Annotated in this window: 19 protein-coding genes and 1 pseudogene; 11 read left to right on the top strand and 9 right to left on the bottom strand. The window is 72.3% G+C overall.

What is annotated here, in order from left to right:
- Window positions 1–4: 4 nt before the first annotated feature.
- The 6 genes from ABIA38_RS15110 to ABIA38_RS15085 are packed head-to-tail and all read right to left on the bottom strand — an operon-like array spanning window position 5 to window position 4,890.
- The gene (locus ABIA38_RS15110; protein WP_424639126.1) at window positions 5–1,108 is read right to left on the bottom strand and encodes a DNA cytosine methyltransferase; all 1,104 of its coding nucleotides are present in this window, start codon (window positions 1,106–1,108) and stop codon (window positions 5–7) included.
- A 9-nt stretch (window positions 1,109–1,117) separates the two neighbouring features.
- On the bottom strand, window positions 1,118–1,549 hold the full coding sequence (locus ABIA38_RS15105; RefSeq protein WP_424639258.1) for a very short patch repair endonuclease: 432 nt from the start codon (window positions 1,547–1,549) through the stop codon (window positions 1,118–1,120).
- 51 nt (window positions 1,550–1,600) lie between these two features.
- Entirely contained in the window at window positions 1,601–2,689 is a 1,089-nt protein-coding gene (locus ABIA38_RS15100; RefSeq protein WP_424639257.1) for an ABC transporter ATP-binding protein, read from the bottom strand.
- A gap of 59 nt (window positions 2,690–2,748) precedes the next feature.
- Entirely contained in the window at window positions 2,749–3,579 is an 831-nt protein-coding gene (locus ABIA38_RS15095; protein WP_424639125.1) for an ABC transporter permease, read from the bottom strand.
- A complete protein-coding gene (gene modA / locus ABIA38_RS15090) occupies window positions 3,576–4,445 on the bottom strand; it encodes a molybdate ABC transporter substrate-binding protein (protein WP_424639124.1) in 870 nt (289 codons plus the stop codon). The genes ABIA38_RS15095 and modA overlap by 4 nt, the downstream gene beginning before the upstream one ends.
- Before the next feature lie 16 nt (window positions 4,446–4,461).
- A complete protein-coding gene (locus ABIA38_RS15085) occupies window positions 4,462–4,890 on the bottom strand; it encodes a TOBE domain-containing protein (RefSeq protein ID WP_424639123.1) in 429 nt (142 codons plus the stop codon).
- Window positions 4,891–5,078: 188 nt separating this feature from the next.
- Between ABIA38_RS15085 and ABIA38_RS15080 the strand changes: the two genes are divergently transcribed.
- A complete protein-coding gene (locus tag ABIA38_RS15080; protein ID WP_424639122.1) occupies window positions 5,079–5,648 on the top strand; it encodes a DUF4240 domain-containing protein in 570 nt (189 codons plus the stop codon).
- Window positions 5,649–5,984: 336 nt separating this feature from the next.
- Here ABIA38_RS15080 and ABIA38_RS15075 read toward each other — a convergent pair whose 3' ends face one another.
- Window positions 5,985–6,251 (bottom strand): hypothetical protein, encoded by a 267-nt coding sequence (locus ABIA38_RS15075; RefSeq protein ID WP_424639121.1) that lies wholly within the window; start codon window positions 6,249–6,251, stop codon window positions 5,985–5,987.
- Between the two features lie 225 nt (window positions 6,252–6,476).
- On the opposite strand from ABIA38_RS15075, the gene ABIA38_RS15070 reads away from it, so the two are divergent.
- The 7 genes and pseudogenes from ABIA38_RS15070 to ABIA38_RS15040 all read left to right on the top strand — a co-directional run bounded on the left by ABIA38_RS15070 (window position 6,477) and on the right by ABIA38_RS15040 (window position 14,756).
- The gene (locus ABIA38_RS15070) at window positions 6,477–7,913 is read left to right on the top strand and encodes an ATP-binding protein (RefSeq protein ID WP_424639120.1); all 1,437 of its coding nucleotides are present in this window, start codon (window positions 6,477–6,479) and stop codon (window positions 7,911–7,913) included.
- A gap of 482 nt (window positions 7,914–8,395) precedes the next feature.
- A pseudogene (locus ABIA38_RS15065) lies at window positions 8,396–9,304 on the top strand (helix-turn-helix domain-containing protein); the annotation flags it as partial.
- A gap of 41 nt (window positions 9,305–9,345) precedes the next feature.
- A complete protein-coding gene (locus ABIA38_RS15060) occupies window positions 9,346–9,519 on the top strand; it encodes a DUF397 domain-containing protein (RefSeq protein ID WP_424639119.1) in 174 nt (57 codons plus the stop codon).
- Window positions 9,519–9,701, top strand: coding sequence for a DUF397 domain-containing protein (locus ABIA38_RS15055; RefSeq protein WP_424639256.1), 183 nt, complete (start codon window positions 9,519–9,521; stop codon window positions 9,699–9,701). Before ABIA38_RS15060 ends, ABIA38_RS15055 begins: the two co-directional genes overlap by 1 nt.
- Before the next feature lie 432 nt (window positions 9,702–10,133).
- Window positions 10,134–12,659 (top strand): ABC transporter permease, encoded by a 2,526-nt coding sequence (locus tag ABIA38_RS15050; protein ID WP_424639118.1) that lies wholly within the window; start codon window positions 10,134–10,136, stop codon window positions 12,657–12,659.
- Between the two features lie 232 nt (window positions 12,660–12,891).
- Window positions 12,892–14,112 (top strand): sensor histidine kinase, encoded by a 1,221-nt coding sequence (locus ABIA38_RS15045; RefSeq protein ID WP_424639117.1) that lies wholly within the window; start codon window positions 12,892–12,894, stop codon window positions 14,110–14,112.
- Window positions 14,109–14,756, top strand: a complete 648-nt coding sequence (locus ABIA38_RS15040; protein WP_424639116.1) for a response regulator — start codon at window positions 14,109–14,111, stop codon at window positions 14,754–14,756. The genes ABIA38_RS15045 and ABIA38_RS15040 overlap by 4 nt, the downstream gene beginning before the upstream one ends.
- Before the next feature lie 32 nt (window positions 14,757–14,788).
- Here ABIA38_RS15040 and ABIA38_RS15035 read toward each other — a convergent pair whose 3' ends face one another.
- Window positions 14,789–15,352: a hypothetical protein gene (locus ABIA38_RS15035; protein WP_424639115.1), complete on the bottom strand. Its 564-nt coding sequence runs from the start codon at window positions 15,350–15,352 to the stop codon at window positions 14,789–14,791.
- A gap of 244 nt (window positions 15,353–15,596) precedes the next feature.
- On the opposite strand from ABIA38_RS15035, the gene ABIA38_RS15030 reads away from it, so the two are divergent.
- The 3 genes from ABIA38_RS15030 (at window position 15,597) to ABIA38_RS15020 (ending at window position 22,128) form a co-directional block, all read left to right on the top strand.
- Window positions 15,597–20,525, top strand: a complete 4,929-nt coding sequence (locus tag ABIA38_RS15030; protein WP_424639114.1) for a tetratricopeptide repeat protein — start codon at window positions 15,597–15,599, stop codon at window positions 20,523–20,525.
- Between the two features lie 42 nt (window positions 20,526–20,567).
- A complete protein-coding gene (locus ABIA38_RS15025) occupies window positions 20,568–20,990 on the top strand; it encodes a hypothetical protein (RefSeq protein ID WP_424639113.1) in 423 nt (140 codons plus the stop codon).
- Between the two features lie 346 nt (window positions 20,991–21,336).
- Window positions 21,337–22,128, top strand: a complete 792-nt coding sequence (locus ABIA38_RS15020; protein WP_424639112.1) for an SDR family NAD(P)-dependent oxidoreductase — start codon at window positions 21,337–21,339, stop codon at window positions 22,126–22,128.
- A 12-nt stretch (window positions 22,129–22,140) separates the two neighbouring features.
- On the opposite strand, the gene ABIA38_RS15015 is transcribed toward ABIA38_RS15020, so the two are convergent.
- Window positions 22,141–23,844: a PucR family transcriptional regulator gene (locus tag ABIA38_RS15015; RefSeq protein WP_424639111.1), complete on the bottom strand. Its 1,704-nt coding sequence runs from the start codon at window positions 23,842–23,844 to the stop codon at window positions 22,141–22,143.
- Between the last annotated feature and the right edge of the window lie 35 nt (window positions 23,845–23,879).

Raw genomic sequence — 23,879 nt, 5'->3', positions numbered from 1 at the left:
CCGCCTACCCCGCCGCCCGCAGATACGGCTTCAGATGCCGAGCGATCGCCTCCGCCAACCCCGGCGGCACCGCGTTGCCGATCTGCCGGGCGATCTCGGTCTTGGAACCGCACCACACGAAGGTCTCCGGGAAGGACTGGAGCCGGGCCGCCTCACGATGCGTGATCGGCCGGTTGACCCGGTCGGCCGGGTCGTCCGGGTTCCACTGGGGGTGGAGGTACTGACCCTTCTCGGGCTTGTAGAACTCGGTCCGGATGGTCAGCGACGGATGGTCCCAGCGCATCCGGCCCATCACGTCCGTCGTACCGGACTTCTTGTTCCGCCAGCAGTCCGGCAGCAGGTGGTCCGGCAGGTCGAAGCGGCCCCCGCCCGGCGGCACGCAGTCGTACCGCAGCAGGGACCGTTCGATCGGCGTGCGGCCCAGATGCAGGTCGGCCTCCTTGAACACGCCGGGCACCAGGCGGCCGAAGAACTCGGTCTTGGACGCGGGCAGGCTGGTGGTTCCGGGCACTCTCGGCAGATCCTCGATCGCGTCCCGGACGGTGCGCCGGCGGCGCCGCCGATCGGGCCCGTGGGTCGGCGGCGGGGCGGCGATCTCGCCGATCCGCGAACCGATCACGATCGCCCGCTTGCGCCGCTGTGGGACGCCGTAGTCCACCGCCGGGAGCAGCGCGTCGGTCAGCGTGTACCCCTCCAGGAGGCCGCCGGGTTGCGCCTCGGCAAGGAGCAGGGCGAACTCGGCGGACTTCTGGAAACGGTCCACGTTCTCGATCACGAACACCTTGGGCTTCGCCCGCCGGACGAAGCGCAGGTATTCCTTCCAGAGCTTGTTGCGCGGATCCTCGACGTTGCGGCTGCCCAGGTTGGAGAAGCCCTGGCAGGGCGGCCCGCCGATGATCAGGTCGGCGCGCGGGATGTCCCGGTCCGGGATCGCCGCGATGTCGCCCCAGCGCATGTGCGCCTCGCCGAAGTTGGCGGCGTAGGTCGCGGCGGCGTGCAGGTTCCACTCGACCGCCAGGACCGGCCGAAAGCCCTTCGCGGCGGCGAATCCGGACGTCATTCCACCGCAGCCCGCGAACAGGTCGATCATGGTGATGGGTCGTGCCATGCGGACAGGTTAGCCGGCCGGGCGCCGCGCGATCACCGCGTCCCGTACCCGTGCCGCCGCCGTAGCCGCGTCCTCGTGCTCCCAGACCCGGACGACCAGCCAACCGGCCTCGGCCATCCGTCGGTCGGTGTCCGCGTCCCGGGCGCGGTTTCCCTCGATCTTGTCGCGCCAGAACTCGGCGTTGCGCTTGGGCCAGGTCGCGTGTGTGGGGCAGCCGTGCCAGAAGCAGCCGTCGACGTAGACGGCGACCTTGGTCGGGCCGAACACGACGTCCGCTTCGCGGCGGATGCCCTTGAGCGGGCGGCGATGGACGCGGTAGCGCAGGCCCATGCCGTGCAGTACGCGGCGCAGCGCGACCTCGACGCCGGTGTCCTTGCTGCGTTGGCGACTCATTCGTGCGCGGGTCGCATCCGTGGTGGTCAGGCTCGTCACGCACCCCATGGTGCCGGGTCGCACTGTCATCGCACCCGACTCACGTCGGATACGCCCGCGTCACGCCGGATATGCCCGCGCCTCGGTCGCCTTCACCGCCGCCCACACCGGCTTCCCCGGCGCCAGGTCCAACTCGGCCACGGCAAGCGGCGTGACGTCGGCGAGCAGCGGGATCGGGCCGGTCAGTTCGATGCGTACCGTGTCGCCGTGCAGTTCCATGCCGTCCACCTCGACCTGCCACAGATTGCGCGGACTGCCGTCGGGACGGCTTCGGTACAGGGTCACCGCGGTCGGCGGGAAGGCCACGAACACCTCGGCCGCGTCCGGGAGTTCGGCCACCACCAGACGCTGTCCGGCGGCCAGGTCGACGCCGCCCGCCGAGGTGGTGCCCCGGTACAGGTTGAGCCCCACGAGCCGCGCGACGTAGTCGGTACGCGGATGCCGGGCCACCTCCGCCGGTGTGCCGTCCTGTACCGCGCGCCCGGCCTCGATCACGGTCAGCCGGTCGGCCAGCACCATCGCGTCCAGCGGGTCGTGGGTGATCACCACGGCGACCCCGTCGAAGTCGGCCAGATGCCGGCGCAGCGTGGCGCGCGTCTGGACCCGGGTGCGGGCGTCCAGCGCGGCCAGCGGCTCGTCCAGGAGCAGGAGTCGCGGGTGGGTGGCCAACGCCCGGGCCAGCGCGACCCGTTGGGCCTGCCCGCCGGAGAGCCGGCCCGGTTTGACGCCCGCTTGTTCGGCCAGGCCGACCCGGTCCAGCCAGTCCGCCGCCAGGCTCCGGGCCTCGCGTCGGGCGATGCCCTGGCAGCGCAGTCCGAAGGCGACGTTGTCCAGCGCGGACAGGTGCGGGAAGAGCAGGTAGTCCTGGAAGACCACGCCCACCGGCCGCCGTTCGGGCGGGACGTACAGCCGCTGCTGCGGGTCCTCCAGGTCGACGCCGGCCAGCCGGGTATGGCCCGCGCCGAGCGGGGTCAGGCCGGCCAGCGCGCGCAGTGCGGTGCTCTTGCCCGCGCCGTTGGGGCCGAGCAGCGCGATCACCTCGCCGGGCGCGGCGGTCAGTCGTACATCCAGGCGGAACGCATCGCGGGCGACCACCAGGTGTGCGTCCAGGCCGGTCGGCTCCGCGCCGATCGTCTCTGCGCCAATCATCTTCCTGCCGACCGTCTTCCTGCCGACCATCTCCTCGCCGACCGTCTCCTCACCGCCGGTCACGAGGTCGTCATCCAGCGCTCGCGCAGGCCCGCCAGGATCAGTACGGACACCGCCAACAACACCAGGGAGAGCACGATCGCCGCCTCCGGGTCGGTTTCCAGGGCCAGGTAGACGGCCAGCGGCATGGTCTGCGTCTTGCCCGGGAAGTTGCCCGCGAAGGTGATGGTGGCACCGAACTCGCCGAGCGCACGGGCCCAGGCCAGTACCGCGCCGGCCGCCACGCCGGGGGCGATCAGCGGCAGGGTGACCCGGCGAAACGCCGTCCAGCGGGACGCGCCGAGCGTCGCGGCGGCCTCCTCGTAGCGCGGATCGGCCGCCCGCAACGCGCCCTCGACGCTGATCACCAGGAACGGCATCGCCACGAACGCCTCGGCCACCACCACGCCGGTCGTGGTGAACGGCAGCGTGTAGCCGAAGGTTTCGTCCAGCCACTCGCCGACGATCCCCCTGCGGCCGAGCACCAGAAGCAGCGCGACACCGCCCACCACCGGCGGCAGCACCAGCGGCAGGGTCACCAGTGCGCGGACCAGCCGGCGGCCGGGGAAGTCGGTCCGGGCCAGCAGCCAGGCCAGCGGTACGCCGAGCACCAGCACGATGCCGGTGGCCATGGTCGCGGTGAACAGGGACAGCTTGAGCGCCTCGCGGACCTCGGTGCTGCCGAGCTTGCTCCCCAGGTCGCTCCACGGCGCCTTGATCAGCAGCCCGAGCAGCGGCAGGACCAGGAACATCAGCCCGATCAGGCCGGGTACGAGCAGGGCCAGGGGCGCGCCGCCGCGGCGCGAGCGGCCGGCCCGCGGCCGGCGGCGGACCCGGGGAGCGTCGATCACGGGGCCTGGAAGCCCGCCGCGGTCAGCGCGGTGCGGCCGGGCTCGGCGAGCACGAAGGCCACGAACGCCTTGGCCGCGTCGCCGTTGGGCGCCTTCGCGAGCGGGACGATCGGGTACGTGTTGACCGCCTGCGCGGCCTCGGGGAAGTCCACGCCGACCGCCTTGGCGCCGGCGGCCTTGACGTCGGTGCGGTAGACCAGCGCGGCGTCCACCTCGCCCAGGGTGAGCTTGGTCAGCGCGGCCTTGACGTCCTGTTCGAGCGTCGAGGGGGTGAACTTGACGCCGGCCGCGTCCAGGGCGGTCTTGGCGGCGGCGCCGCATGGGACCTGCGGGGCACACTGGGCGACCTTGAGGCCGTCCTGCTTGAGGTCGGCGAGCGACTTGAGGTTCTTCGGATTGCCCGGCGCGACCGCGATCTGCAACGTGTTCTTGGCGAACGCGGTGGGCGTGCCGTCGGCGCTCTTCGCGTCGGTGACCAGCTTCATGTTCTTCTCGTCGGCCGAGGCGAACACGTCGGCGGGCGCGCCCTGGTTGATGCTCGCGGCCAGGGACGAGCTGCCGCCGTAGTTGAACTTGACGGTGACGCCGGGGTGCGCGGCCTCGAACTGCTTGCCGAGCGCGGTGAACGTCTCGGTGAGCGAGGCCGCGGCGAACACGGTGACGGTGCCCTTGAGCTGCTTGGCGTCGGCGGCGGCGGGCGCGCCGGTGCCGGCCTGCGGGCCGGCCCCGGTCGCCTTGGTGTCGTCCTTCTTCTTGTCGCCGTCGTCGCTGCCGCAGCCGGCGAGGGTGATCAGCGCCCCCGCGAGGAGTGCGGCGGTGACCGCCCGTCTTGCGCCTGCCGTGCCCATCGCGCCTCGTGCGCCCATCGTGTGCTCGCTCCCACTATTCGAGGGAGTGCTCACGCGCGCCCTCGGTCCGCTCCACCATGACATTCGTCGACTTCACCACCGCGGTGGCGAGCACCCCGACCCGCAGCCCGAGTTCGTCCGCGGCCTCCGCGCTCATCAGCGAGACCACCCGGTAGGGCCCGGCCTGGATCTCCACCTGGGCCATCACCGTGTCCTTGCGCACGTCGGTGACGATGCCGCGGAAGCGGTTGCGCGCCGACGACCAGCCCAGCCGGTCGCTGTCCGCGCGGGCGTCGCCGGCGGCGGCCGAGCGGGCGAACGCGGCGAGGGCCGCGCCCTCCACCACCCGCCGACCGTTCTCGTCCCGCCGCGCGTCGAGTCGACCGGAGTCCACCCAGCGCCGCACCGTGTCCGCGCTCACTCCGAGCAGCGCCGCCGCGTCACCGATCCCGAACATGTTCACGGCCGGGATCCTAGCCACGAGCGTCCCTCCCACAGAGCGAAGCCGATAACCGCAAACCACGGCAAAGCCGCCGCCTGCGGATGAATATCCTTGCAGATGCGAGGTGGGCTTGGCCATGGGCCTCGCAGATTCGATGTCCGACGGATTGCCGGTGGACCGTGTCGGACGGGTGCGCCACAATCCCGGCCGTGCCCGCACACGATGAACGAGACGACCTGTGGCGCCTGCTCGACGACTCCCGCGAGGCGAGCGCCGATCCGGACGAACGCCTGACCTGGCTGCGCGATCACCTCGCGACGCGCCCACTGCCGGAGATCCTCCGCTTCCAGGTCACCCTGGGCGAACTGCGCCGCCCCCTGGACACGTGGGTGCTGTGGACGGCCGCCACCCGGATCCTGGGCGGCTTCTGCTCCGACGACAGCTTCTGGTACTTCCAGCCCTGGCTGCTCGGCCTGGGCCGGGACGCCTACGAACGGGTGGTCGCCGACCCCGATGCCCTGGCCGACCTCCCGGAGATCCGCCGCCTGGCGAAGTCCCCACGCGAGTCCTGGCCGGAGGCCGACTGGCCGCAATGGGAGGCACTGAACTACGTCGCCGAGGAGGCGTACGAAGAACTGACCGGCAAGGAAACCGGCCTGGAAGAAGCCCTGTTGGCCCTCGACATCGACCTCCAGGTAGTCCCCGAGCCGCCCGACGACAACCTGTCCGAGGAGGCCCGCACCAAGCTCCTCCCGAACCTGTGCCGCCTGTTCCCGTAGCAACACCCCGGGCCCGTGCGGGAGTTCACCTCGCCTCCCGCACGGACCCGGCCGGGCGATGGCGCGCGGCGCCGTCTCCGCCGAACGCAAAGGGCACCGAAGGCAGGCCACCCACCACGCGCCCGAACCGAATCAGGATCCGGAGCGTCCATCCCCCCTGCCCGCCTCGCGCGACCTGCGGATTTCGCGCGACACCGACCCGGAGACCTCAAGCCCCCGCCGATCCACCACCACAACCACCGAGGCTCCTTCCATCGCACCACTCGTCCCGGGACCGATTAGACACGCCGGGGCCGGCGGACCCACACGACGCGCCCGCCCGCCCGTCGACCCGAATCACCCCACCGATTCCCCATCGATCCCCGAGAACCCACTGAAGTCCCCGGCCCGAACCCGCCGGGCCACCGCCTCGTCCGCATCCCGCCCGGCCGGCCCGATCGCCCACCCGAGCAACATTCGCCGCTCCAACTGGTCAAGCGGCGTATGCCACACGTCAGCCATGAAGTCGGCCACTTCATGCGGCCGAACGTCGGCCATGATCTCCGCCAACGTCTCGGGAAGCTCGACTTCCTCACCAAGCACAATCGTGGTTCGTTTCGCCATGACCCAAGGCTGCCGTCTCGACACGGAACGCAACAACCCGGCGCGCGCAGGCGATCCGCACGCCCCTGGACATGACGCGGAAGTCTCGTACAGCAGCGAGGTCACGGCCGACGCACCGAGCCCGGCACCTTTGCAGCCCTCATTCCCGAGGCATCGGTCATCCCTTCGGGTGAAATGTAACCAGAAGCGGGCGAAATGTAACTGGGCTCTGGTTACATTTGCTTCATGGCCACAGAACTGGAAGCCCTGATCGCGGAGTTGCGAGCAGCGGGCGGTGACTGCACCAACGTCGAGGTGAAGTCTGCGGCGGGTGGGTTGCCGCAGTCGCTGACCTCGACCCTCAGTGCACTGGCCAACCTCCCGGGTGGCGGCACCATCATCCTTGGCCTGGATGAGCGCTCCGGATTTCGTCCCGTCCTGCTGACGAATCCGCAGGATCTGAAACAGGGATTGGCACTCAAGGCCCGCGCCTTCACCCCACCCGTCCAACTCACCATCAGCGACGGGACCGTCGACGGCCACCCTGTCGTGGTCGCCATCGTCCACGAGTGCGACCCGTCCGCGAAGCCCTGCAAGGTCACCGCCTCCGGAGCCGCCTACCTACGCGGGTACGACGGAGACTTCGAACTCTCCGCGCTGGAGGAACAGGCGTTCCTCGCCACTCGACAACCACCGCGCTTCGACCGGGCACCAGTCGACGAGGCGACCTTCACAGACCTCGACGAGGAACTGCTCTCCGAGTTCCTCCGCTCGGTCCGCGAACGAGACCCCCGCGGCCTGGGCCGCTTCACCGACAACGCCGAACTGCTGCGGCGCGCCGGTGTCACCACAGCCGAGGGCGTCCCAACAGTCGCAGGAATCCTCGCTCTCGGCGTCCATCCACAACAATGGTTCCCACGATTCGTCATCCAGGTCTCCGCCGAACCACTTCCTGGCGACGCCCCCGGCAGCCGTGCCCGTAACCAAGCCACGATCACCGGCCCGATTCCGGCCATGCTCGACGAAGCACTCGCCTGGGCCCGTCGTACCTTCGACACCACCATCGTGTCCGCGCCCGACGGAACAGTGCACGACCGCCTCGACTACCCACTCCTTGCGTTCAGGGAACTGATCGCCAACGCTCTCGTACACCGGGACCTCGACAACTGGTCCGCCGGCCTGGCGATCGAGGTACGGCTCCGCCGCGACCGGCTCGTGATTTCCAACCCCGGTGGCCTGTACGGAATCACCGTCGAACGCCTCGGCCACGACGCGGTGACCTCGGCGCGCAACGCTCGACTCGTCGCGCTCTGTCAGCACGTACGCACCCCGGAAACCGGAGCACGCGTCATCGAAGCACTCGCATCCGGCATCCCCACCATCCGAACAGCACTGGCGGAGTCCGGCCTGCCGCCGGCGCACTACGGGGACGCGGGCATCCGCTTCACGGTCGTCCTGCACCGAACCGCATCGACGCCTGCGAGCATCAGTCTGAACGAGTCCGAGCAACGCGTCTACGACGCCTTGGTCCGAGGCCCCCAACAGGTGACCGACCTCCAGAGGCTCCTTGGTCTGTCCCCTGCCAACATCCGCAAAATCCTCCGCGCACTGCGCGGCCACGGACTGATCGAACAACTCGGGGGAAGAGGCCGCCCAACCAGCTACCGGCGTCCCCCTGAATAGAAACCACTGTGTGCGGACGTCAGAAGCCGTCGCACAGTGCGCGCGGGGGGCAGGGGACGCAGTCGGCGGTCGCGAACTTGACCACAGTCGTCCCGGTGCCCCGTTGGGTGCAAGGGCTCCAGGACGCGCTGGTCCTCGACGCCTACGCCGCACAAACGGCGATGACCGGACCACCGGCTCCCTCCCTGTCCCTGCCAAAGCCCCCCGTGCCGTCGGCGCCAACCGCCAAACCCCGGCCCCAGCGCGCCTGCGGTTTCGCGCGGGCGTTGGGCGGCGGGGAGTGCGATGTGCGGTGACCGGCATGCCATTTCGGCATCGAGCGCAACAACCTGGCCCGCCACCGGCCCGCACGCCCCCGGACATGGTGCGGACATGGCGAGGACAGCAGGGTTCGAATCCGGCCAAGTGTGGGTGATCGGGCGTCGACTCGGCGTAGCGTGGCCGGTATTCGCCGATAAGCGCACCCTCGGGGGTAGCCGATCATGGGAAATGCGAAGCCCGGCAACCCCACGCTGGTCCGGGCCCGAACCGCACACGGATGGCTGTCCCAGCGGCAGTTGGCCGGTGCCTTCCACGCCTGCGCGCTGAACCTGGGCCTGCGGCTGGAGGTCAGCCCCCGCCAGATTCGCCGCTGGGAGTCCGCGAATCCCCGGTGGCCGACACCCGACTATCAGCGCGTCCTGGAAGCCATGTTCGGCGTCCGGCTCGACCAACTCGGCTTCACCCGCCCGGCGCACCTGGTCGACATCGAGCCGCCCTCCGGCGATCCCCTGGATGATGCGTTCCGCAAACTCCAGGGCGAGGAACAACCGGGGTGGTGGCGAACGGAGGCGGGCGAAGTTGCCGACAACGAGGCCCACTACGCCCGTCTTGTCGATGCGGAACGCGAAGCGATAGAGGTTCGCGAGTACCTGCCGGCGCTGCTCCCCGGCTTGTTGCAGACCTACGAGTACGCGTACACGGTCCTGCGCGCGGGCTCACCGACCCTTGCCGAGGACGAAGTGATTCGGCGGGCAAAGCGTCGCGTGGAACGGCTCGACCGTGTGGGGCAGCCCACGAACGGCGGGTCCGTGTGGTTCATCGTGCACGATTGCGCCCTGCGAAACCCGGTCGGCGGTTGGTCAGTGCTCGTCGAGCAACTGGGCCACCTACTGGTCACGTTGTCTCGGCGGTCCGACGTACGCCTTCAAGTGCTCCCGGAGGACGTCGGCGCCCACCCGGGACTCGTGGCCGGACCGTTCTCATGTTACGACTTCGGCCGATACAAGGTCGTCTACTTGGAGGGGCTCACAGGACGCTCGTGGACTTCGCGGCCGACATGCCTCGCGGCCTACACGTTGGCCTACTCTCATCTTCAGGCGGCGGCTCTGTCGCTGGATGCGTCGATTGAACGCATCACGCAGAGGCTTGCAGAAGCGGAGATGATGGCAGCATGCGGATTGGGAAGTGGCGGAAGAGCAGCTACAGCGGCAACGAGAACTGCGTCGAGGTCGCCGGACAGCTTGATGACCGAGTGTGCGTCCGAGACAGCAAAGTTCGAGCCTCCGGACCCATGATTCCATTCGATGCACACGCGTGGGGCGCCTTTGTCGGCGCGACTCGCTGATGGTGGGCACCGGGCGGTGGCAGAAGAGCAGCCACAGCGGCACCGAGGACTGCGTCCAGGTCGCCGATCGATCCGATGACCGCGCCCGAGTCGGAGTTCGAGACAGCAAGGTTCGAGTCGCCGGACCGGTGATCACATTCGACGCGGAAGCGTGGGTCGCGTTCGTTGGTGTCACTCGCTGACGGGGCCGAATCGGCGAGGGACGCTTCCGAATCAGGATTCGGAAGCCTCCCTCGCCTCTGCCCACTTCGTCCGACCTGCGGTTTTCCCTCGACGTCGAGTCGCCCCCGCTCGTCGCGTTCCGGAACCGGAACCGGGTCGTGACGGCTCGTCAGCCGCCGTTCCAGGCCTGCTGACCGCCCTCACCGCCGCACCGCGATGAGCCGCACCGCGATGAGCCGCACCTTGATGAACCACGGCTCGGCCCCCGCGGTCCAGGCCACCCATCGGCGATCATCCCTTGGTTGATCGCCCCGGTCCGATCGGACCATGGGCGCGCCGAAGGTGAACGGTGCCGCCCTCCCGCGGCCGTATCGGCTGCCTACCGCCCGGCGCGAAGGTGGCGGGACCGAACCGGCGTCGGCCGGATCCCACCCGCCCCCAGGACGTCGCCCATGCTCAAGAACGCCCTCCGCACCCTCGCCGCGCAGCGCGCCCGGCTGGCTCTGACGGTGCTCGCGATCGTCTTCGGCGTCGCCTTCGTGGCCGGCGTACTCACCCTCAAGGACACCATCACCGAGGCCTCCGCGTCGGCCGCGGCGGACGACTTCGCCGGGGTCACCCTCGGCATCCGGGCCGACCCCGACCGCGCCACGGCCGACCGGCCGGCCCTGGATCCGCGCCTGGTCGATCGGCTGCGCACGCTGCCGGGTGTCGCGTCCGTGCGCGGCTCGGTCTCCGGACCCGCCGTGGTCGTCGACCGCAAAGGGCACCTGGTCGGCCGGGTCGAGGAGGCCGTGGGCACCAACCACGCACCGGGCCCGAATGGCGTGGACCCGCTGTACCGGGTGACCGCCGGCCGTACACCGACCACCGCCGGCGAGGTCGCCCTGGACGAGGCGGGCGCCCGCTCGGCGGGCTATCGGGTCGGCGACCGACTCCGGGTGGTCGCCGGCGGCGGCACCCTGGACGCCACCCTCGTCGGCACCGTGCATGCCGACGACGCCCGGATCCGGCTCGGCGCCACCCTCACCCTGTTCGACACCGCCACCGCGCAGCGCCTGTTCGCCGCCCCCGGCAGCTACGACCTGATCACCGTCTCCGCCCGCCCCGGCACGCCCGACGCCGCGCTCACCCAGGCCGTCCGCGCCCTGCTGCCCGCCGGCGCCGAGACGGTCACCCACGCCACGCTCACCGCCGAGCGCCGCGACGTCGCCGCGGCCGGCACCGCCGGACTGGCCACCGGACTCCTGGTCTTCGCCGGCATCGCGCTGTTCGTCGGGACGTTCATCATCACCAACACGTTCACGATGCTGATCGGGCGACGCACCCGCGAACTCGCCCTGCTGCGCGCGGTGGGCGCGACCCGCCGTCAGGTCACCCGCTCGGTGCGTTTCGAGGCCCTGGTCACCGGGCTGATCGGCGCGCTGCTCGGCCTGCTCCTGGGCATCGCACTGGCCGCCGGGCTGCTCGCCCTGCTGCGCGGCACCGACGCCGAACCGCCGCGCGGCCCGCTGGTGGTCCGGCCCGCCACGATCGCCTGGTCCCTCCTCGTCGGCGTCGGCGTCACCGTCGCCGCCGCGTGGTTGCCCACCCGTAAGGTGGCCCGGATCCCCCCGATGGCCGCCCTGCGCGCGACCCCGCCGAGCCCGGCCGGGCTGCGCCGCCGCAATCTGCTCGGCCTGTTGATGCTCGGCGGCGGGGTGGCCGGCGCGTACGCGACCACGCGGGTCGGGTCGGGCGGCGAGGGCGAACCCCTGCTGGTCACGGTGTGCGGGATGGTGGCCGTCACCGGCGTGCTGATGCTGATCCCGATGTTGTCCGTGGCGGTCATCGGGCTGCTCGCCCGCCCGCTCACCCGCGTGTTCGGGGTGACCGGTCGGCTGGCGAGCCGCAATGCCCTGCGCGATCCGCGACGTACCGCCGCAACCGCGTCGGCGTTGATGATCGGCCTGTTCCTGGTCACCGGCCTGACCGTGATCGGCGCGTCGCTGCGGGACAGCCTCGACCACGCGGCGGCGCGCGGGCTGACCGCCGACTACGCGGTGTCCACCACGCTGCGCGACCCGATGGCTCCCGCGACCATCGAGCGGATCGGCCGCCTGCCGCACGTCGCCGCCGCGAGCGTCTACCGCACGACCACCGCGCAGATCGCCGGCGGCGAACGCGAACTGGCCGCGCTGGACCCGGTCTCGGGCCCCCGGGTGATGCGGCTCGACTTCGTCGCGGGCGGACCCGAGGCGCTCGGCACCGACCTGCTGGTGGAACGGATCGAGGCAGAGAAACGCGGGCTGAAGGTCGGCGCGACCGTGCCGGTGACGTTCCCCGACGGAGTCCCCGGGACGTTGCGCGTCGGCGGCATCTACCGCGCCAACCCGATCGTGCTCCCCTACCTGGTCTCCACGAAGACCCTCGACCCGCATCTCGAACGTCCGGCCGGCCGCCAGGTGTTCGTCCGCGGTGTGGCGGGCGAGCAGGAAGCCCTGCGGGCCACGCTGGGTGCGACCTTCGGCCCCGATCCGGCCCTGCGCGTGCAATCCAAGGACGAGTTGCGCAAGGGTCTGGCCGCCGGCATCGACACGCTCCTGAACATCGTCTACGGCCTGCTCGGGATGGCCGTCCTGATCGCGGTCATCGGCATCGTCAACACGCTCGCGATGTCCGTCCTCGAACGCACCCGCGAGATCGGGCTGTTGCGCGCGATCGGCCTGGACGCCCGCCGGGTGCGCGACCTGATCCGTCTGGAGGCGGCGCTGATCTCGCTGTTCGGCGCCCTGCTCGGGGTCGGCCTCGGCACCGCCGTGGGCGTCCTGGCGGTGCGCGGGATCGATCTGGGCAACGTGCCACTCGGCGCGACGGTCCCGTGGTTGCGGATCGTCCTGTTCGTACTCGGCGCGATCGGCATCGGCATACTCGCGGCGGCTTGGCCGGCCCGGCGGGCGTCCCGGATGTCGGTACTCGGCGCGCTCGGGACCGACTGACATGCGCCGACTCGGGATACGGCGACCCGGGATGCGGCGATTCGTACGGGGCAAGCAGCTCGCGGTCGGGGCCGGCTGAATGCACCGAACCACACCCGGCGGCCGACTCGCGCTCCGGCTGCCCGGCGAGCGGCCGAAGCCGCCCCGCCGGCGGCCGGAGCCGCCGCACGAGTGGGCAGAGCCGCCGCACGAGTGGCCGGACGGCTGGACGGCGGCCGGTAAATTGGCGAACGTGCCTCGTCCTCCCTCCGCGTCGATCCCGCGCGCCGTCGTGTTCGACGTCGTCCTCGCGGTATTCGTCGCCGCCTCGGCCGGGGTGTTGCGCGCGCTGGACTCGGCCGACAAGGACGGCACGCCGACGCTGAGCGGCGTGCCATGGGTGGGGGTGCTCATCCAACTCGCCGCCGGCGCCGCACTCGTCCAGCGCCGCCGCCGGCCGCTCGCCTCGGCCGGGGTCGTATTCGCCCTCTCGCTCGCCGGCCCGGTCCTGGCCGGACCGTTCTCGGCCTACGCCCTCGGCGCGTATGCCACGCCCCGGCCGGCCAGGTGGGTGTTGGCCTTCGGGCTCGCGGTGACCATGTGCGAACCGTGGCGGGTGCAGCCGGGTGGGGACCTGTTCGTCGAGTTCCTCTCGATCGGCATGCCACTGCTGCTCGGGATGTATTTGGCCTCGCGCCGCGGTCTGCTGCTCGCGCTGGCCGAGCGGGCCGAGCGGGTCGAGCGCGAGCAGGCCCAACGCGACCGGCAGGCGCGGGCCGACGAGCGGCGCCGGTTGGCGGGCGAAATGCACGACATGATCACCCACCGGGTCAGTCTGATGGTGCTTCAGGCCGGCGCGCTGCGCACCATCGCCGAGCGGGACAACGTCCGCTCGGCCGCCGAGGAGCTGCGCCTGACGGGCTGTCAGGCGCTGGCCGAGCTGCGCGAGTTGGTCGCCGTACTGCGCGACCCCGACGACCCGTCGCCGGTCGGCGCGGGCGCGCGTACCGGCGCACCGACCGGGCTGGACGTATCCGACCTGATCGCCGACTCGCGGGCGGCCGGTGTGCCGATCGAGGTGACGGTGACCGGCACACCGGCGACCGAGGACGCGCCGGCCGTCGTGCGTACCGCGCGTCGGGTGGTACAGGAGGCGCTGACCAACGTGCACAAGCACGCCCCCGGCGCACACGTCCAGGTGTCGATCCGGCACGAACCGGCGGGCATCGCGGTCACCGTCGCCAACACCGCGCCGGCCCGCCCGCCGGACGTCGACCTCGGCACCGGCGGCACCGGCCTGCTCGGCCTGCGCGAACGGGTCGAACTCCTCGGCGGACGGCTGCGCGCCGCTCCGGGCGACACCGGCGGCTTCACCCTGGACGCCTTCGTCCCGATCACCGCTCCCGCTCCCGCTCCCGCCACCGCCACCGCCACCGCCACCGCCCACCATGACCCGGACGAAGGTGCCGCATGATCCGACTCCTGCTGGTGGACGACGAACGTATGGTGTGCGCGCACCTGCGCACGATCCTCGGCGGCACCGCGGACATCGAGATCGTCGGCGAGGCGTACGACGGCGCCGAGGCGCTGGAGCAGGTGGTTCGGCATCGCCCGGATCTGGTCCTGCTCGACCTGCACATGCCCGGCGTGGACGGGCTCTCCGCGCTGCGCCGGATGGTCCGGCTCGATACGCCGCCCAAGGTCGTCGTACTGACCACGATCGACACCGACGACCACGTGCTGCGCGCGCTGCACACCGGCGCGGTCGGCTTCCTGCTCAAGGACACCCCGCCCGAGGACCTGATCGCGCTGCTGCGGGTGGCCGTCGACGGCACCACGGTGTTGTCCCCCGCCGCCGCGCGCAATCTGATCGGCGCGACCGCGGCCCGGGAGAGCGCGCGCCGGGCGGCCCGGCAGGCGATCCGCGACCTCAGCGAGCGGGAGACCGAGATCCTGGCCTGCCTCGGCGAGGGCCTGTCCAACGGCCAGATCGCGACTCGCCTGCACCTCACCGAGGCCACCGTCAAGGCGTACGTCTCGCGCACCCTGAGCAAACTCGCCTGCGTCAACCGCACCCAGGCCGGCCTGATCGCCTACGACGCGGGCCTGACCGGCTGAATCCGAGACCCGGCGCCTCGGGCCAGGCGGGGTCAGCTCACCAGGTCGCGCCAGAACGGCACCGTCACGGGCGCGTATTCGATCGGCCCGCCGTCGAACTCGGCCGCCAGGTAGTTGGTCAGGTCCGCGCCATAGACCACGATGTCCGTCTGCATCATCGACAACACCGGATGCCCCCACTGCCCCTCGGTCCCGGGCAGGTAGCGGTGGCCGTACACCGGCACCATCCGCGGCGCCCGCGCCAGGTGGTAGCGCGCCGACTTGAGCGCGTGCTTGAGCTGCGCCGGACGCGCGCCCCACACCTCGGGCCAGAACGCGTTGTGCTCCACGTCGTACAGGACACCCTCCACCGGCCAGCCCAGTTGCGCCTTGAGGCCGCGGGCGTTCCCATCGCGCCAATTCGGCCAACCCTTGCCGGTCGGCAGCGCGGTCGACAACAACAGTCGGTGATCGGCGGCGAACCGGAATCCGAAGGCCGCCTCCACCGAGTCGAATTCCGCGCCGGTCAGCCCGGGGGCGAGCTCGGCGCCGGTCTGCGCCAACAACCGGCGGAAATCCTGCTCGGTCGGTCGATCCGGGGGCGGAGTGCTGGTCATGGCCACCGAGCGTAGTCGGCGTCGGTCGCCGTCCCGGGCCGCCCGGGCCGCGCGTGGTGTGATTTTGGCCAACTCGGGCCCGCCGGGCTCCTGAAAGTCGGATCATCGGTGTTCTAGCATGAGCGCTCGATGCCGGGATGAACGGTGTACGGGATGAGAACCATGTAACGGTGTAACGGTGTTCGGATGAACGGTCGGGGGACCCGTTGATCGACGTAGTTCGGCATGTCCCACGGGCCGTCCGATGACGGTCCCGTTTCTCGCCGCCGTCGCGGCCTTCCTCGCCTTGGTGGCCGTCCTGATGTGGTACACAATCCGCCGCGGCTCCGCGTCGATCGTGGCCCGCGCCGACTCCCGGTTGGCCCAGGCCGAGGCCGCCCACCGGGCGGGCCGGTTCGCCGCCGCCGAGCGCGGCTACCGGCGCATCGTCGAGGCGCTGGGCAAATCCGATACGGACGAACTCGCCGAGGCCCGGGGGCGGGCCCTGGTCGGGCTCGGCGAGGTGGTCGGCCGACAGGGCCGCTCGGCCGAGGCGATCGCGGCCTTCCGGACCGCATTCGAGCTGACCAGGCTGCCCGCCGCCGCCCTGGAGCCGGCCGCCGCCGACGCCACCCGGCGGGCCGAGCCGGACCCGCTCGACATCGCGCTCTGCGTCGACCTGGTCACCCGCACCGACACCGACCCCGACCATGTCGCCTACGACTTCCTGGAGGCCCGGTGTGTGGTCGCACCCGGCCTGCCCAAGCACGAACTGGTCGCGGTGGAGCAGCTCGCGGCCCAAATCGAGGCGGGCGCGCCACGCCTGGAATGGGCGGTCTACGGCCGCGCCTGCGCGCTGCGCGATCTGGGCCGGCCGGCCGAGGCGATCGCCGCGTTCGAGCGGGCCGACCGGCTCGTGCCGCGCGCGGCCACCTGCTACGAACTGGGCAGGCTGTACCGCGACACGGGTCGGCCGGACGAGGCGCTCGCCGCGTTCGAACGTTCGCTGACCATCGAGCCGGAGCGGTCCGAGGTGCTCTACGCGATGGCGCTGACCCACCTGCGCCGCAAGCCCGCCGACCAAGCCTCCCGGGACATGGCGCTCGAGGCCGCGATCGCCCTGCTCGCCCGCACCTGCACACTCGCTCCGGGCCATGCCCAGGCCTGGCTCGGCCTGGGCCGCGCACAACACGCGCTGGGCCGGCCGGGCGCCGCCCTCGAACCGCTGCGCCGGGCGGCCGAGCTGCTGCCCCAACACGTGGACGTACAGCTCGAGTTCGTCGCGCTGACCCTGGCCCGGGGGGAACGTATGGCGGCCTTCCCGGTGTTGCGGCGCGTATTGATCCTGCAACCGGGCCAGGTCGAGGCCAATCTGACCCTGGGCACGCTGCACGAGGAGGACGGCGACTTCGCCGCGGCGGCGCCGTGCTTCGAGCGGGTGGTGACCGCCGAACCCGGGCACGACCGGGCCCGGTTCGGGCTCGGCCGCGCGCTGTTCGAGCTGGGCGAGGCGGCGCGGGCGGTGCCGCACCTGGCCCGGTTGCGCGACCGGGACGCCGGGCAGCATCACCTGCTCGGCCGCGCGTACAGCGCCGCCGGTGACCCGGAGGCGGCCGACGTGGCGTTCTCCGCCGCGATCGAGGCGGGCGACGACAGTGCGCTCGTGCATCACCGGCAGGCGTGTGTACGGTTGCGTTGTGGTCGGCGACAGGATGCGATCGCCTCGTTCTGGCGGGTGTTGGACCGGGTGGACGAGGATTCGCCGTTGGCCGCCGAGGTGTTCCTCTTCCGCGGCATCGCCTATCGCGAGGAGGGCGACCCGGGCGCGGCGCGGGCCGACGCGGATGCCGCGGTGGCCGTCGCGCCGGGCGATCCGCGGGCCCACTACGCGCGCGGGCAGTTGGCCGTCCTGGAAGACGAGTGGACGTTGGCGAGGCACGAGTTCGAGATCGCCGCGCGGCTCGACCCGGACTACGCGCCGGCCCGGTTCGGGCTGGGGTTGGTCCGGGAGCACGCGGGTGATCCGGTGGGCGCGGCCGAGGAGTACGAGGGCGGGTTGGCGCTGCGGCCGGACTGGACACCGGGCGTGGTGCGGCTCGGCGCGGCCCGGATCGCGGCGGGCCGGATCGCCGACGGGATCGAGGTGCTCGGGCCGGTGCGCGGCGAGCCGACCGGGTCGGCGCGCTTCCAACTGGGCCTCGGCTACGCGCAACTGGGCCGGGTGGAGCGGGCGGACGAGCTGTGGGCGGCGCCGGACGGGGTCAACGACGCGATCCGCGCACACAACGTGGCCACCGCGCGCGATCTGCTCGCCCGGGCCGCGCTCGGCGCCGGGGACCATACACTCGCCCGGGAGCACTGGCAGGCCTGTCGGGACACGTTTCCCGAGCACGAGGGCTATCGGGTCGCGTTGGCCGAGACGTTGTTCCGGGAGGGCGCCGAGTTGTTGCGGTTCGGCCGCGACCGGGGGGCGCCGCTGAGCGCCGCGCGGGACCGGCTGAACGCGGCGGTCGCGTTGGTCCCGGGCGATCGGCGGATCCGGGTACATCTGGCGGTGGCGGCGCTGTACGCGGGTGAACCGGCCCTGGCCGTACGGTTGTCGGCCGCGCTCGACCCGGTGGCCGATCCGCGCGTGGGACATCTGGCGCCGCTGGCCCGGCTGGCCCTGGGCGCGGGTACCGTGCCGCTGGGCGCGCTGGTCGAGACCGAACCGGCCGCGTGGGCGGTTCGCGGGATGCATGCCGCGCGGGCCCGGCGGTGGGACGACGCGGCCGAGGCGTATCGGCAGGCGCTGGTGGTGCCGGGGCCGACCGAGCCGGAACCGGCCGCGGCGGTCTGCGAGGGGGCCGGGTGTGTGGCCTCGGCGCGGGCGGTGTGCGGGCAGTGCGGGCGCGCCTACTGCGCCGAACATGGCGTGCTGGAAGGCGAGTTGCCCGCCCGGTGTGGGTGGTGCGCCGATGCGATGTTGACCGCGTTGGCCGCGTGCGCCGGGCAGGCCGGGGCGGAACGAGACGCCGAGGCCGAGCTGATCCGGTGGACCGGCGGCCGTGGGCGCACCTCGGCACACCACCTGCTGGCGCTGCTGCGGGCGCAGCGGGACGACCACGACGCGGCGCTCGCGGGCCTGGAGCAGTTGTTGGCCGGGCCGGCGGCTACCGACGAGGGTCGGTTGATCGCGGCACGGGTGTATGTCCGCCGGGCCGCCGCGCACCGCGCCGACCTGGTCGCCGCGTCGGCGGATGTGGAGCGGGCCGCGCGCCTGGTCCCCGAGTTGCCGGAAGTGCGGCGCGCCCGGCCGCTGTTGCGCTCGTGGCAGGCGCTCGCCCACGCGCTGGCGGATCGGCACGACGCGTCGATCGTGATCCGGTTGGAGCTGGAGCGGGCCGACCCGACGGATGTACGCAATCTGCAATGCCTGGCGTTGTCCGCGTTGCGCGCCGGGCAGGCGGGCGATCCGGGGCAGACCACCGCGATGTGGCAACTGGTGTGCGGTACCTGGGCGGCGGTGTTGTACAGTCCCCGGTTCTGGGTGGACCTGGAGTCGCGCACCGGGCGGGAGATCTCCGCCGAGCGGATCGAGGCGGCCCGCGACGAGCAGATCGAGCGGGTGTTTCGGGAACTGCGCGAGCGGGCCGAGGGCAGCGAGGGCGCGGTGGCCGCGCTGTATCGCGAGCTGGAGCAGCGCTGGGCGTTGGAGATCGCCGCCACGGAGCGGGTCGCCCGGGTCGAGCCGGTCATCGCGGGTGGGCCGATGTTCCTGGCCCGGGTCGCGGACGCCGAGCACGGTTCGCCGGCGGGACACGAACTGGCGGCCTCGGTACGGGACGTCGTGGACGCACATACCGCCGACCTGCTGGGCCCGCTCGGCGTGTACCACCACCTGATCGACGCGGGCCGGTTCGACGAGGCGGTGGCGGGATTGACCGCGCTGGCCGGCCTGGCCGGGCCGGCCGCGACGCCGGGGGTGGCCGAGTTGCTCACCCGGGCGCATCTGGCCCGGGCCCGGGATCTGGGCGAACGGGGGTCGTGGGCGGCGGCGTTGGTGTGTCTGGAGCAGGCCGAGCCGATCCCGGCCGACGCGATCGAGCTGGCCGCCGAGGTCGGCGTGCAGGCGGCCCGGGCGGTGGACGAACACGCCGAGGCAGCGCGGCTGTTGGAGCGGGCGTGGGCGCTGGCCCCGGACGGCCCCGGGTTGCGTGCGGCGTTGGCCGAGTCGTACGCGCGGCTCGCCGGTCAGGCGCACGAGCGCAAGCAGCACCGGGAGGCGATCGTGCTGGTCCGCCGGGCGTTGGAGCTGACCCCGGACGACCCGGCGGTGCGCGGCCTGGCGGGTGGGGCGCTGCGCGGGCTGGTGATGGAATTGCTGGCGACGAATACGGATGTGGCGGTGGCGGAGGCCGTCGAGGCGATGCGCGAGGCGTACACACTGGATCCGGGCGAGGCGAGCCGGATCGGGCTGACCAACGCCCTGTTCCTGAGCGCGGAGCGGGACGCGCTGCGCGGCGGGGCGCGCGAGCAGGCGGTGGCCGCGATGCGCGAGGCACTCGAACTCGCGGACCCGGAAGGGGAGTCGGGTGGTGCGGCGGCGGAGGCCCGGCGGCGAGTGGCCGCGCTGCTTGTGGAGGCGGCGGGGGTAAGCGAACAGGACGAGCACTTCGACCGAGCGATCACGCTGCTCGACGAGGCCCGGCACTACGGCGACGACCCGGCCACCCGACGCGCGTTGGCGTTCAACCACTACTACGCGCGGCACTATCAGGCGGCCGAGGAGCTGTTGCGCGACGAGATCGCGAGCGGCCCGGACGTCGAGTCGCTGCGCGAGGCATGGCTGGTGGTGGTCGTCGACTGGGGCTACGCACTGCTCGCCGACGGGCGTGCATACGACGCGATCGACGTACTGGTGCGCGGACTTCGCGAACACGAGGAACCTCGGCTGCGGGACGCGCTGGTCGCGGTGTACCTGCGCGAGGAGCGCTATCAGGACGCGATCCGGACGCTGGAGGCGATCCCGCTGACCCCGGAGAACACCCAACTGCTGGCGCTCGCACTGCACAACGAGGGTGTCCGACAGGCGAACATGGGCCACAACCACACCGCGCTCGTCCACCTCGAACGCGCGAACGAGTACCACGCCACGGACGGCACGCGGGAAATCCTGGACGAGATCCGGGCCCGAATCCACGGCTACGAGTAAGTACATGATCCACGGCTACGAGTAAGTACAGGAGTCCGGAAGATGCCCGCAGCAGAGCCCTCGCCCTACGCCGTCCTCGGCATCACCCCGGCAGCCACCCCACCCGAGGTACACGCCGCCTACGAACGTGCCCTGGCCGCCGCCACCGGCACCGTCGCGCGCGAGGCGTGCACCACGGCCTACCTCCACCTGCGCAACACCGGCCGCCGCCTGGGCGCCGACATCCTCGAATACGCCGCCCCCGACCCATCCACCACGGCCCGCGAGGCCTTCGCCGGCGTAACCAACGAACCCCTGCCCACCCCCGACGCCGCCACCCCACCCATCGCCACCCTGATCCCGCTGCGCCGCCCCACCACGGCCAACGACCACCGAGAACCCCCACCCACGGACAGCACCTTCGCCACCCCGACCCGCTTCGCGGCCGGCGCAGATGTCCTGCCGGAGGTGGACATCCCGATCTGACCGGGCCAACCAGCCCGGCCACCGGCTCCCAGCCCCGCCCGCGGCCGGTGGCCCACCGGATCGGCATCGGCCCGGCCTCCGCGTCCCGACCCGCCCGGCGCGACCCACCCGACCCGCCTCGTGGCCGCACGCCGACCCGCCCCGCACGCTCCAACACCCACGCGGCCCGGTCCGCCCAACCAGCCCCGCCCGCGCCACCCGGCCCGCGCGCTCCGCCGCTCGGATGTACTCCCTCGCTCGGGTGCGCTCCGTCCCTCGGGTAGGGGATTTCGCGTTCTGATGGTTGACCTAGTCCACTGTTGTGAGGATGGTGGCAGGCAGTTGTCCGGACCAGGGGAGGGACGCCGTGGCCAAGCGGTTCGAGGGACGTAGAGCTTTGATCACCGGGGCCAGCAGGGGAATCGGGGCGGCGCTGGCGGTGCGGCTCGCGGCCGAGGGGGCCGATGTGGCGGTGACCGCGCGGACCTTGCGGCAGGGCAACCTGGCCGGGTCGCTGGAGCGGACCGAGACGCTGATCGCCCGGCACGGACGCCGCAGCGCGGTCGTGGTGGCCGACCTGTCCGACGAGGCGCAGCGCGCCCGGATCGTACCGGCCGCCGAGGACCAGCTCGGCGGGCCGATCGACATCCTGGTCAACAACGCGGCGATGGCCTCGTACGCATCGCTTCGGGTGTATCCGCAGCGCCGCGCCCGGCTGCACTTCGAGGTGAACGTGCTCGCCCCGATGGAGCTGTGTCAGGCGGTGGTACCCGCGATGGCCACGCGCGGCGAGGGCTGGATCGTCAACGTGACCAGCGGTACCGCCCGGCCCTGGGCCGGGCCGCCGTTCGAACTGGGCGTGCTCGGCACGAAGTCCGCGGTGTACGGCGCGTCCAAGGCCGCGTTGAACCGGATCTCCAACGCGCTGGCCGCGGAGCTGTACGGAACCGGAATCCGGGTGAATACGATCGAGCCGCGGGCCGCCGTGCTCAGCGAGGGCGCGGAGGAGTTGGTCGGCGGCCAGTTGCGGCCCGACCAGATCGAGACGATGGACCAGATGGTCTCCGCGACCCTCGAACTGTGCGACGGGCCCGCGTCGCGCACGGGCGGTGAGTACGTAAGCCTGGACCTGCTGGCCGAGTTCGGCATCAAGGTCTGACCCCGCAACGCCTCACCCGGGCAACCGCAACAGCAGCGCGGCGAGCAGGCGGGTCTTCGGGTCGGCCCAGTCCAGGCCGGTCAGCTCGCCCGCCCGTTTGATCCGGTAGCGCAGCGTGTTGGGGTGGATGTGCAGCGCCGCCGCCGCGGCGCGCACGTCGCCCAGCGCGTCGAGCCAGCCCAGCACCGAGGCCGCGTACTCCGTGTCGTGCTCGGCGTCGTGCGCGCGCAACGCGATCAGCCTCGGGTCGCGGATCTCCTGATGCTCCGTCAACAGGGCCTGGATCTCCCCGTGCAGCACCTCCGGGCGGACCTCGGACAACGCCGCGACCTCGGCCGACACATCGCCGCTCGCCATCGCGTCCAGGACCCGGTCCGCCGATTCCCGGGCCGCCGCCGTACGCGCCAGGCTGGGCACCGGATCGCCGACCGCGCCGCGCACCGCCAGTCCCAGGTGGCCGTGCGCGGCGGCGGCGATCTCGTGCGCCCAGCCGAGTACGACCGCCTCGGCCGGCGGCGCGGACAGCAGTACGTAGAGCCGTGGGCCGACCGCCGCGACCTGGGCGTGGCTGTGTCGGGCCGCGGCGTATACCGAGACCAGGTTGGCCAGTTCGGTCCGGGCCAGCTCCTGGGACGACTCGGACGACTCGTCGGGCGTACTCGCGTGCACGGCGAAGCCGAGCACCAGGACCGGCCGTACCGGGTCGAGGCCGAGCTGCGCGGCGGCGGTCCGGGCCGCGACGGTGCCGGTGAGCAACCCCGCGACGCTCTCCCGGGTCGGGCCGGCCTCGGCCGCCGGCCGGGTGCGGCGCCGGACCAGGTGCAACATGGCCACCCGCGCCGCGCCGAGCAGCACCTCCTCGGCCCGATCCGCCAGCGGTTGGCGGCCCTCCTGGACCCAGATCGTGCCGAGCCAGCGCCCGCCCGCGTGTACCCCGACCGCGAGCCGCCGCCGGATGCCCAGATCGGGCCGCTCCTCGACCGCGACCACCTCGGTCGTGGTGCGCAGCCGGTGGAAGACGCCCCAGTCGCGCAGCCGGGCCAGGTATTCCTCCGGCCCCTGCCAGCCCAGGATGGACAACCGGCGCAGCTCGTCCGCCTCGTCCGGGCCGGTCGTACGCGAGTAGGCCAGGACACGGTTGGCGCTGTCCTCGATGCTGACCCCGCCGCCGGTGAGCATCGCGGTGGTCTGGGCGAGCGAGAACAGGTCGCCGCCGTCCGGGGGTTCGGCGTCGGGTGGTTCGTCGAGGGCGGCGTGGGCGAGCGCGGCGACCTGCTCCCAGCGGGCCTCGGGGCGTACCGACAGCAGCACCACGCCCGCCGAGTCGGCCACCTCGCGCAACGCCGCATGCTCCCCCTTGACCGCGACCGCCGCCGCGCCGGCCGCGCCCGCCGCGCGAACCGTGCCGACCGCCGCCCGGCCACGCAGCCCGACCGCGAGCAGCAGATCGCCGGGCATCGCGTGCGGCTCCTCCTCGGGGTCGAGGATCGTGACGTGCCGCACCACGCCCTCCAGGCCGCCGGCCGCCGCCGCGACCCGGACCGGGCCGTCGCCGACCGGGCCGCCGAGCGCGGCGAGCAGTTCGCGCAGCGGGACGCCGGGCTGCGTGCTGGTGGACTGCGTGCCGCCGGGCTGCGTGCTGGCGGACTGCGTACTGCCTGACTGCGTGCTGGCGGGCTGCGTGCTGGCGGGCTGCGTACTGCCGGGTTGGGGCACTTCGCGCCTCTTCATATCGGTTGGCCGATAAGACA

This window comes from Embleya sp. AB8 (genome assembly GCF_049739465.1).
Taxonomy (GTDB): Bacteria; Actinomycetota; Actinomycetes; order Streptomycetales; family Streptomycetaceae; genus Embleya.
Note: the sequence above shows the minus strand (reverse complement) of the source record. Positions and strands in the feature narration are given on the sequence as shown.